At 42.7% G+C, this 15,611-nt stretch carries 17 protein-coding genes; 16 read left to right on the plus strand and 1 reads right to left on the minus strand.

Annotation, left to right across the window (positions count from 1 at the left end; genetic code table 11):
• The first annotated feature begins 14 nt into the window (after positions 1 to 14).
• The 16 genes from cobJ to UP17_RS27500 all read left to right on the plus strand — a co-directional run bounded on the left by cobJ (position 15) and on the right by UP17_RS27500 (position 14,818).
• Positions 15 to 1,670 (plus strand): precorrin-3B C(17)-methyltransferase, encoded by a 1,656-nt coding sequence (gene cobJ, locus UP17_RS10380; RefSeq protein ID WP_061462941.1) that lies wholly within the window; start codon positions 15 to 17, stop codon positions 1,668 to 1,670.
• Positions 1,671 to 1,688: 18 nt separating this feature from the next.
• Positions 1,689 to 2,600 (plus strand): sirohydrochlorin chelatase, encoded by a 912-nt coding sequence (locus tag UP17_RS10385; RefSeq protein WP_061462942.1) that lies wholly within the window; start codon positions 1,689 to 1,691, stop codon positions 2,598 to 2,600.
• The gene (gene cobK, locus UP17_RS10390) at positions 2,597 to 3,367 is read left to right on the plus strand and encodes a precorrin-6A reductase (protein WP_061462943.1); all 771 of its coding nucleotides are present in this window, start codon (positions 2,597 to 2,599) and stop codon (positions 3,365 to 3,367) included. Before UP17_RS10385 ends, cobK begins: the two co-directional genes overlap by 4 nt.
• A 12-nt stretch (positions 3,368 to 3,379) precedes the next feature.
• A complete protein-coding gene (locus UP17_RS10395; RefSeq protein ID WP_061462944.1) occupies positions 3,380 to 4,027 on the plus strand; it encodes a precorrin-8X methylmutase in 648 nt (215 codons plus the stop codon).
• Positions 4,028 to 4,032: 5 nt separating this feature from the next.
• Positions 4,033 to 5,166 carry a cobalt-precorrin-5B (C(1))-methyltransferase gene (locus UP17_RS10400; protein WP_061462945.1) on the plus strand — a complete coding sequence of 378 codons (1,134 nt, stop codon included), beginning with the start codon at positions 4,033 to 4,035 and terminating at the stop codon, positions 5,164 to 5,166.
• A complete protein-coding gene (gene cbiE / locus UP17_RS10405) occupies positions 5,141 to 6,343 on the plus strand; it encodes a precorrin-6y C5,15-methyltransferase (decarboxylating) subunit CbiE (protein ID WP_208857064.1) in 1,203 nt (400 codons plus the stop codon). The genes UP17_RS10400 and cbiE overlap by 26 nt, the downstream gene beginning before the upstream one ends.
• Positions 6,336 to 7,043 carry a precorrin-2 C(20)-methyltransferase gene (gene cobI / locus UP17_RS10410; RefSeq protein WP_061462946.1) on the plus strand — a complete coding sequence of 236 codons (708 nt, stop codon included), beginning with the start codon at positions 6,336 to 6,338 and terminating at the stop codon, positions 7,041 to 7,043. The genes cbiE and cobI overlap by 8 nt, the downstream gene beginning before the upstream one ends.
• Positions 7,040 to 7,816: a precorrin-4 C(11)-methyltransferase gene (gene cobM / locus UP17_RS10415; protein ID WP_061462947.1), complete on the plus strand. Its 777-nt coding sequence runs from the start codon at positions 7,040 to 7,042 to the stop codon at positions 7,814 to 7,816. Before cobI ends, cobM begins: the two co-directional genes overlap by 4 nt.
• Positions 7,813 to 8,937, plus strand: a complete 1,125-nt coding sequence (locus tag UP17_RS10420) for a cobalt-precorrin 5A hydrolase (protein WP_208857053.1) — start codon at positions 7,813 to 7,815, stop codon at positions 8,935 to 8,937. The genes cobM and UP17_RS10420 overlap by 4 nt, the downstream gene beginning before the upstream one ends.
• A gap of 13 nt (positions 8,938 to 8,950) precedes the next feature.
• Entirely contained in the window at positions 8,951 to 10,345 is a 1,395-nt protein-coding gene (locus tag UP17_RS10425) for a cobyrinic acid a,c-diamide synthase CobB (protein ID WP_061462948.1), read from the plus strand.
• A gap of 35 nt (positions 10,346 to 10,380) precedes the next feature.
• Positions 10,381 to 11,190, plus strand: coding sequence for a uroporphyrinogen-III C-methyltransferase (cobA, locus tag UP17_RS10430; protein ID WP_061462949.1), 810 nt, complete (start codon positions 10,381 to 10,383; stop codon positions 11,188 to 11,190).
• Positions 11,169 to 11,732 (plus strand): nitroreductase family protein, encoded by a 564-nt coding sequence (locus tag UP17_RS10435; protein WP_061462950.1) that lies wholly within the window; start codon positions 11,169 to 11,171, stop codon positions 11,730 to 11,732. The genes cobA and UP17_RS10435 overlap by 22 nt, the downstream gene beginning before the upstream one ends.
• A gap of 14 nt (positions 11,733 to 11,746) precedes the next feature.
• Positions 11,747 to 12,283, plus strand: a complete 537-nt coding sequence (locus UP17_RS10440; RefSeq protein ID WP_061462951.1) for a cob(I)yrinic acid a,c-diamide adenosyltransferase — start codon at positions 11,747 to 11,749, stop codon at positions 12,281 to 12,283.
• Between the two features lie 12 nt (positions 12,284 to 12,295).
• A complete protein-coding gene (locus UP17_RS10445) occupies positions 12,296 to 13,816 on the plus strand; it encodes a cobyric acid synthase (RefSeq protein WP_061462952.1) in 1,521 nt (506 codons plus the stop codon).
• A gap of 189 nt (positions 13,817 to 14,005) precedes the next feature.
• Positions 14,006 to 14,278 carry an HU family DNA-binding protein gene (locus tag UP17_RS10450; RefSeq protein ID WP_061462953.1) on the plus strand — a complete coding sequence of 91 codons (273 nt, stop codon included), beginning with the start codon at positions 14,006 to 14,008 and terminating at the stop codon, positions 14,276 to 14,278.
• A 375-nt stretch (positions 14,279 to 14,653) separates the two neighbouring features.
• The gene (locus tag UP17_RS27500) at positions 14,654 to 14,818 is read left to right on the plus strand and encodes a hypothetical protein (RefSeq protein WP_155727293.1); all 165 of its coding nucleotides are present in this window, start codon (positions 14,654 to 14,656) and stop codon (positions 14,816 to 14,818) included.
• On the opposite strand, the gene UP17_RS10455 is transcribed toward UP17_RS27500, so the two are convergent.
• Positions 14,815 to 15,603 carry a protein kinase domain-containing protein gene (locus tag UP17_RS10455; protein WP_250211790.1) on the minus strand — a complete coding sequence of 263 codons (789 nt, stop codon included), beginning with the start codon at positions 15,601 to 15,603 and terminating at the stop codon, positions 14,815 to 14,817. The two genes, UP17_RS27500 and UP17_RS10455, sit on opposite strands and share 4 nt — an antisense overlap.
• Positions 15,604 to 15,611 lie beyond the last annotated feature (8 nt).

Here is a 15,611-nt window from a genome sequence, read left to right on the forward strand (position 1 = left end):
AAGGAGATGTCTTAATGAGTACTAACGGTAAATTATTCGTCGTGGGCTTTGGGCCAGGGAATTTTGAACACATTACCAAACGTGCTGTCGAAGCCCTTCAAGAAAGTGACTACATCATTGGTTATAAAACTTATGTCGAACTCATTCAGGGACTGCTAACAGATCAAACGATTATTAGTACGGGAATGACTGAAGAAGTATCACGTGCTCAGGAAGCAGTGAAACAAGCGGAGCTGGGAAAGAAAGTGGCTGTAATTTCCAGTGGTGATGCCGGAGTGTACGGGATGGCAGGGCTGGTTTATGAAGTATTGATTGAAAAAGGGTGGAAAGAAGATACTGGAGTGGGCATTGAAGTCATCCCTGGTATTTCTGCAATCAACTCTTGTGCGTCATTACTTGGGGCACCTGTCATGCACGATTCGTGTACCATCAGCCTCAGTGATCATTTAACGCCTTGGGAACTTATCGCTAAAAGGGTCGAAGCTGCTGCAATGGCTGACTTTGTCATTGCACTTTATAACCCGCGTAGCGGAAGACGGACTAGGCAAATTGTAGAAACGCAAAAAATTCTCCTTCGCTACCGTTCACCGGATACACCTGTCGGGTTGGTGAAGAGTGCTTATCGCGATCGGCAGGATATTGTCATAACCAATTTGAAAGATATGTTGAATCACGATATTGGAATGTTGACCACCGTCATTATTGGTAATTCATCTACCTTTTTATATGATGACAAAATCATCACACCAAGAGGTTATCAGAGGAAATATACATTGAATTCGGAAAAGCAAACATTGAAGCCGCATCAGCGTCTGCAAAAAGAAGCAGAACCGTGGGCATTAGATCAAGAAGCCGATTCCATGCAAGAAGCCTACTCCGAGCCTAATGGAGGAGTTGGATTACTTACAAAAGCACCAGAAAAGAAGGCGACTTCTTTTGAAATGGCAATGGAAGCCCTGTCTATAGTTAAGGGCCAAACCGTTCAGCAATCCATTAAGCCGTTTGTTCAGCAAAAAATGGAGTCGGTATTCGAACTTGCGGTCAGTCCAGGTGTGGCGAATAAACAATTCACTCCCAAACAAATGATGACACTTGCGGAAGTTGTCGGGGAAAAGGGAACGATGGAATACACGCCAAACCATAAGATCGTATTAAAGATTCCGACAACGGATCCGGAAGTCATTACAGGGAAATTGCAATCAGCAAACTTTCTGTTATCGCCGATTGGAGATGTACTGACATTAAAAGCCTGTGATTTCTGTGATGGGGAAAAAGCGGAATCCATTCCTTTTGCGGATGAAATACACCGGGTGCTCGGCGGAATGAAAATGCCTAAGGAACTGAACATCGGTTTTAATGGGTGTGGAATGGCTTGTTATAGTGCTGTGATGGATGATATCGGGATTGTCTTCCGAAAAGGGAAGTTCGACTTATTTCTTGGAGCTAAACCGGTTGGAAGAACGGCCCATCCAGGTCAGCTGGTTGCTGAAGGCATTGAACCGGAACAGCTTGTTGAAGTGATTACGGACATTGTCGGGGAGTATACGCAAAATGCCCATCCAAATGAGCGGCTTTTTAAATACTTCAAACGTGCTAAAAAGATACAGAGTTTTTCATATCAGGACATTGCTCCCAAAATAAACATAGAGCCAGCGCCTTGTGAAGACTAATCAAGAGGGGGAAAGTAAATGAAAGCAGTTTTGTTCGTAGGACACGGAAGCCGCTTGGCTTCAGGAAACGAAGAAGTCCTTCATTTTATTAAAAATATGATACCGGCAATGGAAGACAGCTTTTTGGTAGAAACGTGCTTCTTGGAGTTTGCAGCACCGAATATATCCAAAGGCATTGATAATTGTGTTAAACGAGGGGCTACGGAAGTTATCGTCATACCAATCATTTTGTTGCATGCAGGACATTCGAAATTACATATCCCGGCTGAAATAGAGGATGGGAAAACCAAGTATCCAAAAGTGAAATTCACATATGGTCAAACGATCGGGGTCCACCATGATGTATTGACGATCCTGACAGATCGTCTTGAGGAAGTCGGATTCGATACATCCTCAAAACAGCCTGAGACAGCAATTTTGCTAATCGGCCGAGGTGGTAGTGACGCTGATGCAAATAGTGATATATATAAAATTTCACGATTATTATGGGAAAAATTAAACGTGAAATGGGTCGAAAGTGCCTTCATGGGTGTAACGGACCCGCATGTAAATGAAGGCATTGATCGATGCATCCGCTTAGGGGCAAAAAAAATAGTGATGCTGCCATATTTCCTTTTCACGGGTGTGTTAATGGAAAGAATGGAGGATATGCTGAAAGGCTATCAAGAGCAATATCGTGATCGAGAATTTATTTTGGCGAAGTATTTTGGGTATCATCCAACCTTACAGAACATTCTGCAAGAACGTGTAATTGAAGCTAGCGAAGGCAGATCAAGTGGGGTTCAAGATTTGGAAAACTATCGTAAATATGTCGAAGAACATGGACATGCCCATCATCATCATCATCACCACGACCACGACCACGACCATGATCACGACCACGACCATGATCACGACCACGATGAGCAAGTGGTGGGGACATCAAAATGATTTTGTTCTTGGCGGGTACAAGTGATGCAAGGGAATTAGCGATTGAGATGAAGCAGGTGGGATTCAAGGTTTTGGCAACTGTTGTAACCGGGTCGGCGGCGAAGAGTTTGCAAGATGCAGGGATATCCACCCGTATTGGACGATTAACTGCAGAGGATATGACATCTTTAATCTCTGAAAAAGGTTTTCAGGCTGTAGTTGATGCAAGTCACCCATTTGCGGAAGAAGCATCCAAAAACGCCCTTAACGGAGCAAAGGCAGCAAGTGTTCCATATATTCGTTATGAGCGTGAAAGTCAACGGTTTCAGAATGACAAATTGATAGTTGTCCGTGATTATGAGGAAGCTGCCAAGCTTGCAGCGGCAAAACGGGGAATCATCATGCTTACGACCGGAAGTAAAACCCTAGCTGTATTCGCAAAAGAATTGGTTGGGCTCGAGAATACCAGAGTCATAGCGAGAATGCTGCCACGTATGGACAATATGGAAAAATGTGCGGAGCTGGGCATTGAACAAAAAAATATCGTTGCGATTCAAGGTCCATTTTCCAAGGAATTAAATAAAGCTCTATATGAACAGTATGGCGTCACATTGATGATAACGAAAGAAAGTGGCAAGGTCGGTGCGGTTGATGAGAAATTGGAAGCCGCGTTGGAATGTGGAATTGAGACGATTATGATATCGCGGCCAAATGTCGACTATCAAAATGTCCATTCCAGTTTTGATCATGTCATTGCCGAGTTGAATAATCAGCTAAACGAAAAATAGGAGGAATGCAAGATGGACTTTAAAACGGATTTTAAACCACTGACGGTAGACCCAGACAAAATATATGATTATAGCTTTGCAATGATAGCTGAAGAAATGGGGAATCATGATTTTTCCGAAGATGAATGGAAGATCGTCCGCCGGGTCATTCATGCTTCAGCGGACTTTGAATTGGGAAGAAGTGTCATCATCCATCCAAATGCCATTCAAGCTGGTGTGGAAGCCATTCGCAAAGGCAGGCATGTCATTGCGGATGTGCAAATGATAGAGAGCGGAACAGGCAAAAAAAGATTTCAAAAACATGGCGGGGACGTTCATTGCTATATTTCAGATCCAGATGTGATTGTCGAAGCAAAACGTTTGAATACGACTAGAGCGATCATTTCGATGCAAAAAGCTGTAAAGGAAAATGAAGGGGGCATTTATGCCATTGGCAATGCACCTACAGCTTTACTTGAGCTCATTCGCCTTATTAAAGAAGGGATTGCAAAACCGGACTTAATCATTGGAATGCCTGTTGGATTTGTTTCTGCAGCAGAATCTAAAGAGGAACTCGCTAAGATCACAGAAGTGCCATTCATTACGAATATTGGCCGAAAAGGTGGAAGTACTGTCACGGTTGCAGCATTGAACGCGATTTCCCTTTTAGCTGATAGTTAAAAAACATGGAAAAGAAAGTAAAAAAAGACCCCTCACAAATGCGTCATGGGTATACGACAGGGGCATGTTCTACTGCCGTGACTAAAGCGGCATTGACCGCATTGATCACGGGGGATGCACTTGAGGAGGCAACGATTTCCTTGCCCATCGGCCGAGATGCCACTTTCACCATTGAGAAATATGATATATCGGAAAATGCGGTTAGTGCTGAAACAATCAAAGATGCCGGAGATGATCCGGATGCCACCCATCTGGCACATATCATTTCTACTGTCAGCTGGTCGGATGTACCTGGGATTATTCTGGATGGAGGGACCGGTGTGGGTCGTGTGACCAAACCCGGGCTTCCCGTTCCTGTGGGAGAAGCGGCCATTAATCCTGTACCGCGCAAAATGATTTTAACCACAGTTCAACAAACTTTGGAAGAATTTAAGATCAATAGAGGAGTGAAAGTCGTCATCTCCGTGCCCGCAGGTGAAGAAATAGCGAAAAAAACATTAAATGGCCGCTTGGGTATTGTGGGAGGGATTTCCATTTTAGGAACAAGGGGCACTGTCGTCCCTTTTTCCAGTTCCGCCTACATGGCAAGTATTGTCCAGGCTATAAGTGTCGCCAAAGCGAGTGGTTGTGAGCATATTGTCTTAACCACTGGCGGGCGAAGTGAAAAGTATGCAATGGGCCTTCTTCAGGATTTACCGGAGGAAGCCTTTATTGAAATGGGTGACTTTGTGGGCTTCTCACTTAAGCAATGTAAGAGGCAGGGAATAAAAAAGGTATCACTGGTCGGCATGATGGGGAAATTTTCTAAAGTTGCCCAAGGTGTGATGATGGTGCATTCAAAGAGTGCCCCGGTCGACTTCGGTTTTCTATCGGAAATAGCCCAAAGCGTTGGAGCAGGAAATGATCTTGTTCTTGAAATCAAGAATGCAAACACAGCATCACAAGTTGGGGACATGATGTCGGCGATCAATAATTTTGATTTTTTTAATAAACTATGTGAATCCTGCTGTCACTCTGCCATAAAGCAAGTGAAGGGTGGCATTGAAATGGAAACGGCGATTTATTCGTTGAAAGGACAATTACTGGGAAGGGCTGTTGGAATTGAGTCAATCGATGAAATTAATCGGGATAGGGGATAACGGTCAGGAAAGCTTACTGCCCCAATATGCCCAATGGATTGAAGAAAGTGAAGTGCTGGTCGGAGGCGAGCGGGTCTTATCCTTCTTTCCGAACTATTCTGGCCAGAAGATTGTCATAAAGGGCGGGTTGAAGAAAGTGGTGGAACAACTGCAGGATGAAACTCGTCCAACTGTTGTCTTAGCTTCCGGTGACCCATTGTTTTACGGAATGGGAGGCTATCTTTCCAGCAAGATCAATATGGAAGTTTACCCATATTTCAGTTCCATTCAGCTTGCTTTTGCAAAAATGGGTGAAAGCTGGCAAGATGCTTTCCTAGTTAGTATTCACGGCCGCAGTATGAAAGGGCTGGCCCAAAGGATTGATGGGAAAGCAAAAGTTGCCTTGCTTACTGACATCGAAAATAGTCCAAACCAACTGGCAAAATATCTCCTTTCGTACGGAATGACAGAATATCGGGCATTCGTTGCTGAAAATCTTCAAGGAGAAACTGAAGACTCTGGCTGGTATGAACTTGATGAAATGATGGAGCGGGAATTCTCCCCGTTGAATGTTGTCATTTTAAAAAGAACATCAGAAGGTCCAAGCTGGTCTTTAGGGATAGATGATGAAGAATTTTTGCAACGGAAGCCGGATAAAGGACTCATAACCAAAAAGGAAATTCGAGTATTGAGCCTGCATGCGTTGAAACTCGAAAAAAATAGCACAGTTTGGGATGTCGGGACGTGTACGGGATCAATGGCAATTGAAGCGGCTAAGCTTGCATCAGAAGGTCAAATCTTCGCAATTGAAAAAAATGAGCCTGATTTAGAAAACTGTTATCAAAACCAACGAAAATTCCGTACCGATATAACAGCTATTCATGGAAAAGCTCCGCAAGGCCTGGAAACTTTTCCAGACCCTGATGCGATTTTTATTGGCGGGACTGGCGGCGAAATGGTAGATCTAATCAATACTTGCTGCAAACGGCTGAAAGAAGGCGGCAGGATCGTTCTAAATGCTGCAACGATCGAGAATCTTTACCGGGCTAATGAGGCATTTGCGGAAGCTGGTTTCCACACTTCCATCATGCATGCGCAAATTTCCCGAAGTAAGCCAATATTGGGAATGAACAGATTCGTCCCGCTTAATCCGGTTTATATCATTACTGCACAACGAAAGGAAGACATGAATGAGTAATCTTGGTACATTATATGGCCTAGGCGTGGGCCCGGGCGATCCAGAGCTTATTACAGTAAAGGCATTTCGCGTGATTCAGGAATCTCCTGTCATTGCATATCCCAAAAAAAGAAAAGGGAGTAAAAGCTACGCCCATCGCATCGTTGAAATTTACATTCGTCCTGAAGAGAAGGAAATGCTGGGCCTAGTTTTTCCGATGACGAAAGATCAAGCGATTTTGGATCGGGAATGGAACGGAACGGTTGAAAAGGTTTGGCAAAAATTATATGAAGGAAAAGATGTTGCTTTCGTTACGGAAGGTGATCCCCTTTTATATAGTACGTTCATACATATGATGAAATTGATGCAGGAGTTGCATCCCGAAGTCGAAATCAAGACAGTCCCGGGCATTTCTTCGTTTAATGGATCAGCGTCAAGGTTGGGTATCGCTTTGGCGGATGGTGATGATCATGTGGCGATTGTTCCGGCAAGGGATGATTATGAAGCGATGAGGAAGGCGATTGAAGATCATGATGCTGTGGTGTTCATCAAAGTGGCAAAAGTCATCGATTTAATGATTACTGTTTTAAAAGATTTAAACTTGCTTGAAAAGGCCTCGGTCGTAACAAAAGTCACATCCGATGAAGAAGTGATATGGAAAGTGAGTGAATTGGAAGGACTTGAACTAGAATACTTAACATTGATGGTGGTGAGAAAATGAAGATATATATTGTAGGTGCTGGCCCAGGAGATCCGGATTTGATTACTGTAAAAGGATTGAACATTCTCCAAACTGCTGATGTGATTTTATATACGGATTCATTAGTGAATGAGGAATTAATTGCTAGGGCAAAACCGGATGCTGAAGTGCTAAAAACGGCTGGAATGCATTTGGAAGAAATTGTTGGCATTATGGTTGATCGTGTTAAAGAAGGAAAGATGGTTGCCAGAATCCATACAGGGGATCCTGCTATGTATGGGGCGATCATGGAACAAATTGTCCTATTGAAGAAAGAGGATATTGGTTATGAGGTGATTCCTGGCGTAAGTTCAGTATTCGCCTCGGCAGCGGCAATAGGAGCAGAGCTGACTATCCCGGATTTAACCCAGACACTCATTTTGACGAGGGCTGAAGGACGTACTCCTGTTCCTGAATTTGAGAAGTTACGTGATTTGGCAAGTCATCACTGTACGATTGCCCTCTTCTTGAGTGCGACCTTGACTAAAAAAATCGTTAAAGAACTCAAGGAAGCCGGTTGGAAGGATGATACGCCGGTCGCAGTCATTCAACGAGCAACATGGCCGGACCAAAAAATAGTCCGTACCACGTTAGTTAATTTAGATGATGATATGCGTAAAAATGGTATCCGCAAGCATGCAATGATTTTGGCTGGATGGGCGTTAGACCCTACTATCCATGATAAAGATGAATACCGTTCAAAACTATATGATGCGAGTTTTACCCACGGTTTCAGAAAAGGTGTTAAGCCATGATCATTGAATTGAAGGAAGAGGAACTTGCTCCCATTAAACAGTCTCATGCTTATGCGATCGTGGCAATTACAAAGCATGGTGTCGAGCTGGCACGAAAATTACATACCGTTTTTTCGAATTCCGATCTATATTACATGAGCAAGTTTGAAAAAGGGGACGAAGAGCATAAACAGATCCAACTTTTTTCGGGAAGCGTCCGTATGCTTTTACCAGCTTTATTCAAGGAATATAAAGGAATCATATTAATTATTTCACTCGGGGCAGTCGTCCGGATGATTGCTCCCATTTTGAAGGATAAGAAAACGGATCCAGGTGTGGTTGTCATTGATGACAAAGGGGAAAATGTTATAAGTGTATTGTCAGGGCATCTTGGCGGAGCAAATGAACTGACTAAGGAAGTTGCTGCTGCCCTTGACGCGAAAGCTATAATCACTACGGCTTCGGATGTACAGAAAACGATTCCTGTCGACTTATTTGGCCAGCGCTTTGGCTGGATTTGGGATTCAGCAGAAAAATTGACGCCAGTAAGTGCATCCGTTGTAAATGAAGAGCATGTTGCCGTTGTACAGGAGTCAGGTGAACGGAACTGGTGGTCGTATGAAACGCCATTACCTGAACGTATAATCATATACCCTTCAATTGAAGAAGCGCTTCAAGCAAAGCCACAAGCAGCTCTGGTCGTCACTCACCGCATGCTTAGCCAGTCGGAAAAGAGGATCCTGGAAAATGGGATCGTTTATCGTCCTCAAGTAATTGTTCTTGGTATCGGGTGCAATAGGGGAACATCGGCTGCTGAAATTGAGCAAGTGATTATAGGAACGCTAGAGGAATTATCGTTTTCCTTAAAAAGCGTTAAAGCGATCTGTACAATTTCCTTAAAGAAAGACGAAATTGGCTTGATTGAAGTAGTTAAGAAATTTGGCTGGGAATTTGTATATTATGAACCGGATGAGCTTAATCAAGCTCAAATCGAAGCGCCATCCGATACAGTTTTTAAATATACAGGTGCATACGGTGTGAGTGAACCGGCTGTCAGGATTTATACTAAAGCTGAACAATTGGAGCTTGTTAAGAAAAAATCGGGGAATGTAACCATATCAGTTGGGATCATTCCTTTTTAAGGAGGGAATATAAATGAACGATAGAAGATTGGTGATTGCAGGTACCGGAAGCGGTGTCGGGAAAACGACATTGACCATCGGAATCATGGCAGCCCTCCAGAAGAAAGGCTATACCGTTCAAGGGTTCAAATGTGGTCCTGACTATATTGATCCAACCTATCATACCGCGGTTACAGGGCGAATTTCACGCAATCTTGACAGTTGGATGTTTGAACACGATACCGTCCGAGAAATTCTTAACAAAGCAAGTATCGGAGCTGATATCTCGATCATCGAAGGAGTCATGGGCTTTTTCGATGGTAAAAGTCCTTTATCCAATACAGGATCGACGGCTGAAATCAGCATGATCACCCAAAGCCCTGTCTTGTTGGTAGTCAACTGTGCCAGCATGGCGCGAAGTGCTGCAGCCATTGTAAAAGGGTTTCAGGACTTTTCAACCGGTCCTAACATCATTGGGGTAATTGCCAATCAAGTGGGAAGTGTAGGGCATTACCAAATTGTCAAAGCGGCCATCGAGCAAGAATGCGATGTTCCGGTGCTGGGATATATGAAGCGGGAATTGGATATTGATATTCCTAGCCGTCATTTGGGCTTAATTCCTGCTATTGAGCGCGGGGAACTTGACCCGTTTTTCGATAAGCTTGCACACTTAGTCATGGAAACGATTGATATCGATCAGTTGTACCGTTTGTCCATGACTAGCGCCGTTTCCAGTGGGAATTCAAATATATTTCAGCACCAAAATAAAAAAGGCGTGTGCATTGCCGTCGCAAAAGATGCTGCCTTTAATTTTTATTATCAGGAAAACCTTGAGTTGCTTGAAGCGAATGGGGCAAACATCAAGTATTTTTCTCCATTAAAAGGGGAAGAAGTTCCATTGGATGCTGATGGTTTATACCTTGGAGGCGGTTTTCCAGAGGAATTTGCAGCCGAACTTTCTGGTCATTTGGGTACTATTAAATCCATCCGAAGCTCTATTGAAAAGGGGTTGCCGACTCTAGCGGAATGTGGTGGTTTCATGTTTTTGAGCAAATCAATTGAAACAACTTCAGGAGAAACGCACCAGATGGCAGGGATAATACCAGGCAGGATTAAGATGCAGAAAAAACTTGCAGCACTTGGATATCGTGAAATTACAGGAACACAAAGCAATTTTTTGATCAATGAAATTGAGCAGGCAAAAGGTCATGAGTTCCACTATTCGACATTTGAAGCAGATGGTGATCTTACACATGCTTATGAAGCCAAAGGCAGATTCGGTTCGAAACAAGAAGGGTGTGTATTAGGTAACCTTGTTGCCGGGTATACCCACTTTCATTTTGCTTCCAATCCAAAACTTGCAAAGAACTGGATCGATGCTTGCTTAAAACAAAAAAACAGATCTACCCAGGAAACTATCATCAAGTAAAAGGTATTTTTTGAAGATTAAGAGGAGGCACGAGCATGAAACCGGGAAAAGTACATCTGGTCGGTGCGGGTCCCGGAGATCCGAAACTGATTACGGTATATGGACTGGAATGTATCAAAAAGGCGGATGTCATCGCATATGACAGGCTTGTCAATCCAGAACTATTAACCTATGCAAAAGAAAATGCAGAACTGGTGTATTGCGGGAAATCACCAGGGAAACATCATCTCATTCAAAATGAAATTCATGAACTTCTTGTGGAAAAAGCCTTACAAGGGAAAAATGTCACCCGACTAAAGGGCGGAGATCCATTTGTCTTCGGTCGGGGCGGTGAGGAAGCTGAGATACTGGCTGCTAACGGAATTGAATATGATATAGTCCCGGGAATCACAGCGGGTATCGCGGCTCCGGCTTATGCGGGCATCCCGGTTACCCACCGTGAACATGCATCAAGTTATGCGATTGTGACAGGACATGGCCGTGATTACAAGGGACAGGATAACCTGAATTGGCAGGCATTGGCTCAAGGCATCGATACCATCGCTTTTTATATGGGGATAGGTAATATGCCGTTTATATGTGAAAAATTGATGGAACATGGCAGGGACGGTAAAACGCCAGTGGCTGTCATTGAATGGGGCACGACAGATAAACAAAGGACGATCACCGGTACGTTGAGTTCGATTCCTTTGCTTGCTATTAAAGAAAAAATTCAAAATCCGTCAATCTTCCTAGTAGGCGATGTCGTCCAATTAAGAGAAAAAATCCAATGGTTTGAAAGAGTGATTGAATCAGAATCCATTATAGAAGGGAATGAGTCGGAATGTCCATCATTCAGGAATTGAAGGAACGCAGGGCAATAAGGAACTACGAAGATAAAGAGGTGGAAGATGAAAAAATCAGGATGTTATTGGAAGCGGCTACCTATGCCCCTAACGACCGATTACGTGAACCTTGGGGCTTTTATGTAATCAAGGGTGAAGCGAAGCACCGTTATGAAAGATTGGCAGAAAAGTATTTACATGAACGGTTCCCGACCAAACCAAAATTGATAGACAGTTCACTGGAAGTTGTTAAGACGACACCGCTTATCATCGTCGTGACTTCTGATATTTTGCCTGATGATCCAGATTCATCCGAAGATAATGTATTTGCCTCTTGTTGTGCCGTCCATTCGATGTGGCTTGCCGCAAAAGAACTGGGTCTTGGATTCGTTTGGCGTACTAGAGGAGTGGGTCTTGTCAGGGATGAACGACTTCACGGGTTTATCGGTTCACCGGAAAACAAAAAAGTGATCGGCACCATTTTTGTCGGATATCCAAAAGGTGATCAACCAATTCCTGCTACTCAAAGGACTTCATACATAGAAAAAACAGTTTGGTTATGAAGGTAGGTGAGTGAGTGGCACGCAGAGGATTAATGCTTATTTATACGGGAAATGGGAAAGGGAAGACGACTGCCTCATTAGGGGTGACTTTACGGGCAATCGGCAGAGGAATGAATGTCAAATTCCTTCAGTTCATAAAATCTCCAGAGCGTACATATGGAGAAGCGTTGGCTTTTAAAAAATTAGGCGTTGAAATGGAACAGCTTGGTATTGGTTTTACCTGGACCAAAACACCAGATGAACATCGAAGCGCATTATCGTTAGCTTGGGAAAAGGCGAAACAGGCCCTTAGTGATCCTGACATTGATTTACTCGTTTTGGATGAGTTGAACAATGCGTTAGCCATATCCAAATTCCCTATTGAAGATGTCTTGCCATTGGCTGAAATCATCGAGGCGATTCGTAATCGTCCCGCTCATATGCATATTGTCATTACCGGTAGGGATGCCAAGCCAGAGCTTATGGAAATGGCGGATTTGGTTTCATCCATTGAGGCGACCAAGCATTATTATGACGAGGGTATCGGAGCTGTCAAAGGATTAGAGTTTTAGGGGGTGAGCGGAATGAAGGCACGGTCCATCATGATACAAGGGACGTCATCTGATGTAGGGAAAAGTTTGATTTGCACGGCATTTTGCAGGGTTTTTTCTAATAAAGGATTACGTGTCGTCCCATTCAAATCACAAAACATGGCATTGAATTCTTATGTAACCTTGGATGGCGGTGAAATCGGACGGGCGCAGGGAGTACAGGCGGAGGCAGCACGAATCACGGCAACAACTGATATGAATCCGATATTACTGAAGCCGAAGAAGGATATGGTTTCGGAAGTCATCGTGCACGGAAAGCATTTTCTTGATATGAATGCAAAAAGCTATCGGAATCATTTTGTCCAAGAAGCCATGCCCATCATTCGTAAATCTGTGGAAAAACTTCAAGATGAATATGACATCATCGTACTGGAAGGCGCAGGAAGTCCAGCTGAAATTAACCTTAAGGACCGGGATATTGCGAATATGCGAATGGCCAAACTCGCGGATGCGGCTGTCATTTTAGTGGCAGATATTGACCGTGGTGGCGTATTTGCTTCCATCATCGGGACACTTGCCTTATTGGACAAAGATGAACGCGATTGTGTAAAGGGGATCATCATCAATAAATTTCGTGGCATGCGTGAACTGTTGGACGATGGCATTGATTGGGTGGAAAAGGAAACCGGGATTCCGGTTCTCGGAGTGCTTCCCTATTTAGACGTAAATATCGAAGCGGAAGATTCACTGGCACTCTCGTCTTTACGTTTTAAAAAGCCTAAAAAGGCTGAGTTTCCGATCGATGTTGCCGTCTTGAGATTTCCGCGGATCTCCAATTTTACAGATGTGGATCCTTTTTTTGATGAACCCGGAGTGGGTGTCAGGCTAGTAGGAAGTGTCCATGAGTTAGGAAATCCCGACCTTCTTATTTTGCCGGGTACGAAAAACACGATGGAAGATTTAGAGTGGATGAAAAGTGTAGGCTTGGATGGGGCCATCAATGAACTGCGCGAACAAGGAACGGTGATCTTTGGTATATGCGGCGGTTTTCAAATGCTAGGGACTAAACTTTTCGATCCTGACGCAGTAGAAGGTAACGGTGAGAATGCAGAAGGGCTTTCGCTTCTTCCAGTGGAAACCGTATTTCAAGCAGAAAAGAAAACGGTACAAATGGAAGGTGTCCTTTCTGATGGGATGATAATGGAAGGTGAAATGAATCTTAACGGTTTCGAAATACATTTAGGCAGAACGACATTGAAGCCACAAGTAAGACCTTTTCTTTTATTGAAGGATGGAAGAGAAGATGGAGCCATTTCCACTGACAATAAGGTAATGGGAACATATCTTCATGGGATTTTCCATAATCGCTTGTTCACTAGATTACTAGTTAACCAAATTCGACGGAACAAGGGGTTGGAGGAAGTGAAGGAAAACGTTCGAAGCGACTCAGAGCGAAGGGAAGAAGCATATAATCTTTTGGCTTCCCATTTAGAAGAAAACATTGATATGGAAACCATCTATCAATGGCTGCAGCTTGAAACCACGGAAAGCTGAAAAATGGTCTCGGCAAAATCATTTTATCCTGTTGATCAAAGCCTTTTAACCTATATGAAATGGACTGGAAACACATTGGTATAAGGGTAACTTCCTTTTAATTGGCCATATTAAGTGACAGACGTATATAAGATATGTTATGTTGTCTTCTCTACATACTTTAAGAATATAAAAGGATGAGGTGTTCATATGAATAAAACAGAATTAGTGAGTAGTGTGGCAGCACAAGCTGAACTAACAAAAGACGACGCAAAAAAAGTAGTGGATGCATTGTTTGAAACAATCACGACTACACTTGCTAAAGAAGAAAAGATCCAACTAGTTGGTTTTGGTACATTTGAAGTGCGCGACCGTGCAGCTCGTACAGGAAGAAACCCACAAACAGGTGAAGAAATACAAATTGCAGCTAGCAAAGTACCCGCTTTTAAAGCAGGTAAGGAATTAAAAGAAGCTGTAAAATAAAAAAATGAACAAAGAAAAACCTGGCGATCAATATTCGCCAGGTTTTTTGTTTACTGCCTGATTTTCATTCCAAATAGGGTTGGTGACAAGATATGGATTATAGGATGTATAAAAGCGCTTGATTTAACGTATTAGTTGGCATAAATCCATCGTGTTGAAAATGTGGTGATTTTGGATGATGATGGCTATTTAATCTTTCTTTATCATTTGACCAAAGAAAGAAAATAAGCTCACTCCATTAAAAAAAGGAAGACAGTCATGGAATGTAACACAAATGAAAAGAATTTATAGTACTTATTAATAAGGTTTAAACTGAGGCTATGTTAGGCTAAATGAATAACAAGCTTTAAAACCAAAATAAAAGAGGTGATAAATATGTTGAAGAAGATAATGAAAAAAATCAAACAACTTTCCCAAGGCAGCAGTGAGCGAAGGCATGGTCATTATCGCCGAGGCAGCAGTAGCAGCAGAGGGTATAAACGATCTCCCATGAGTGGAAGTGACCGCTACAAGAGAAAAGGGCGGGGCAGTAGCAGCTAATTCAATTCCTTTGACTCTAATGCTGCATGCAGGTCCATTGAGATCTCTTGGATATCAGAATAAGGTTCTTGGATGCTTAATAACCTTTTGAGTATGTGCACGGTATCTTTTTCCAACGAAAGCTCTTCTGTCCAAGGGAGAGCCATTTTATTTTTGGAAGTGTATGTCGTATAAAGTACATATAAGAGTATTTCTCCCAAGTCGTAAAAATCCTGCCTTTTCAGCTGCAAAATGGCTTCTTTTGCGAGATTGGCCGAAACGGCACATTTAGATAAACCAAAGTCTATCAAAATGGGCTGATTGTCTTTAAGTAAGATATTTGGTATACGTAAATCTTGATGGAAAATATAATGGCTGTGCAGATAAGATACTAATTCGACCAACTCACCAAGAAATAGTAGAGACTCTTTCTCATCGAACGTTATATGATTCAAAAAAATATGGTCTTCCAAATTATCCCCTTCAATGAAATCCATCACAAAATAATAATTTCCGTCATGTGAAAATTTCTCGTGAAATTTAGGCATTTCTTTATGGTTTAACATTCGTAATATGGAGATTTCATTCTCAAACTGTTCAAGCTCTTTTTTGCTGCGGCGTTTACTTGTCCGGAGCTGTTTGATTACGGTATTCACATTCGTTTTTAAATCAATGCAAAGATAGATAATACCGTAGCTACCTGTTCCTATTACAGCCGTTACTTCGTAGCGGTTTTTCAAAACCACGCCTTTTTTTAAAGGTATATCCACAAAAAATTGATAGATCTTTCGAATGGAACGCAACATTGAAACTT

This window comes from Peribacillus simplex (genome assembly GCF_001578185.1).
Classification (GTDB): domain Bacteria; phylum Bacillota; class Bacilli; order Bacillales; family DSM-1321; genus Peribacillus; species Peribacillus simplex_A.

Excerpts from the sequence above, each read along its gene's own strand:
- UP17_RS10425 (WP_061462948.1), top strand. The coding sequence starts at position 8,951 with ATGAACGATAGAAGATTGGTGATTGCAGGTACCGGAAGCGGTGTCGGG.
- UP17_RS10435 (WP_061462950.1), top strand. The coding sequence starts at position 11,169 with ATGTCCATCATTCAGGAATTGAAGGAACGCAGGGCAATAAGGAACTAC.
- UP17_RS10400 (WP_061462945.1), top strand. The coding sequence starts at position 4,033 with ATGGAAAAGAAAGTAAAAAAAGACCCCTCACAAATGCGTCATGGGTAT.
- cobJ (WP_061462941.1), top strand. The coding sequence starts at position 15 with ATGAGTACTAACGGTAAATTATTCGTCGTGGGCTTTGGGCCAGGGAAT.
- UP17_RS10420 (WP_208857053.1), top strand. The coding sequence starts at position 7,813 with ATGATCATTGAATTGAAGGAAGAGGAACTTGCTCCCATTAAACAGTCT.
- cobA (WP_061462949.1), top strand. The coding sequence starts at position 10,381 with ATGAAACCGGGAAAAGTACATCTGGTCGGTGCGGGTCCCGGAGATCCG.
- UP17_RS10445 (WP_061462952.1), top strand. The coding sequence starts at position 12,296 with ATGAAGGCACGGTCCATCATGATACAAGGGACGTCATCTGATGTAGGG.
- cbiE (WP_208857064.1), top strand. The coding sequence starts at position 5,141 with ATGAAATTAATCGGGATAGGGGATAACGGTCAGGAAAGCTTACTGCCC.
- UP17_RS10395 (WP_061462944.1), top strand. The coding sequence starts at position 3,380 with ATGGACTTTAAAACGGATTTTAAACCACTGACGGTAGACCCAGACAAA.
- UP17_RS10455 (WP_250211790.1), bottom strand. The coding sequence starts at position 15,603 with ATGTTGCGTTCCATTCGAAAGATCTATCAATTTTTTGTGGATATACCT.
- UP17_RS27500 (WP_155727293.1), top strand. The coding sequence starts at position 14,654 with ATGTTGAAGAAGATAATGAAAAAAATCAAACAACTTTCCCAAGGCAGC.
- UP17_RS10450 (WP_061462953.1), top strand. The coding sequence starts at position 14,006 with ATGAATAAAACAGAATTAGTGAGTAGTGTGGCAGCACAAGCTGAACTA.
- UP17_RS10385 (WP_061462942.1), top strand. The coding sequence starts at position 1,689 with ATGAAAGCAGTTTTGTTCGTAGGACACGGAAGCCGCTTGGCTTCAGGA.
- cobK (WP_061462943.1), top strand. The coding sequence starts at position 2,597 with ATGATTTTGTTCTTGGCGGGTACAAGTGATGCAAGGGAATTAGCGATT.
- cobM (WP_061462947.1), top strand. The coding sequence starts at position 7,040 with ATGAAGATATATATTGTAGGTGCTGGCCCAGGAGATCCGGATTTGATT.
- cobI (WP_061462946.1), top strand. The coding sequence starts at position 6,336 with ATGAGTAATCTTGGTACATTATATGGCCTAGGCGTGGGCCCGGGCGAT.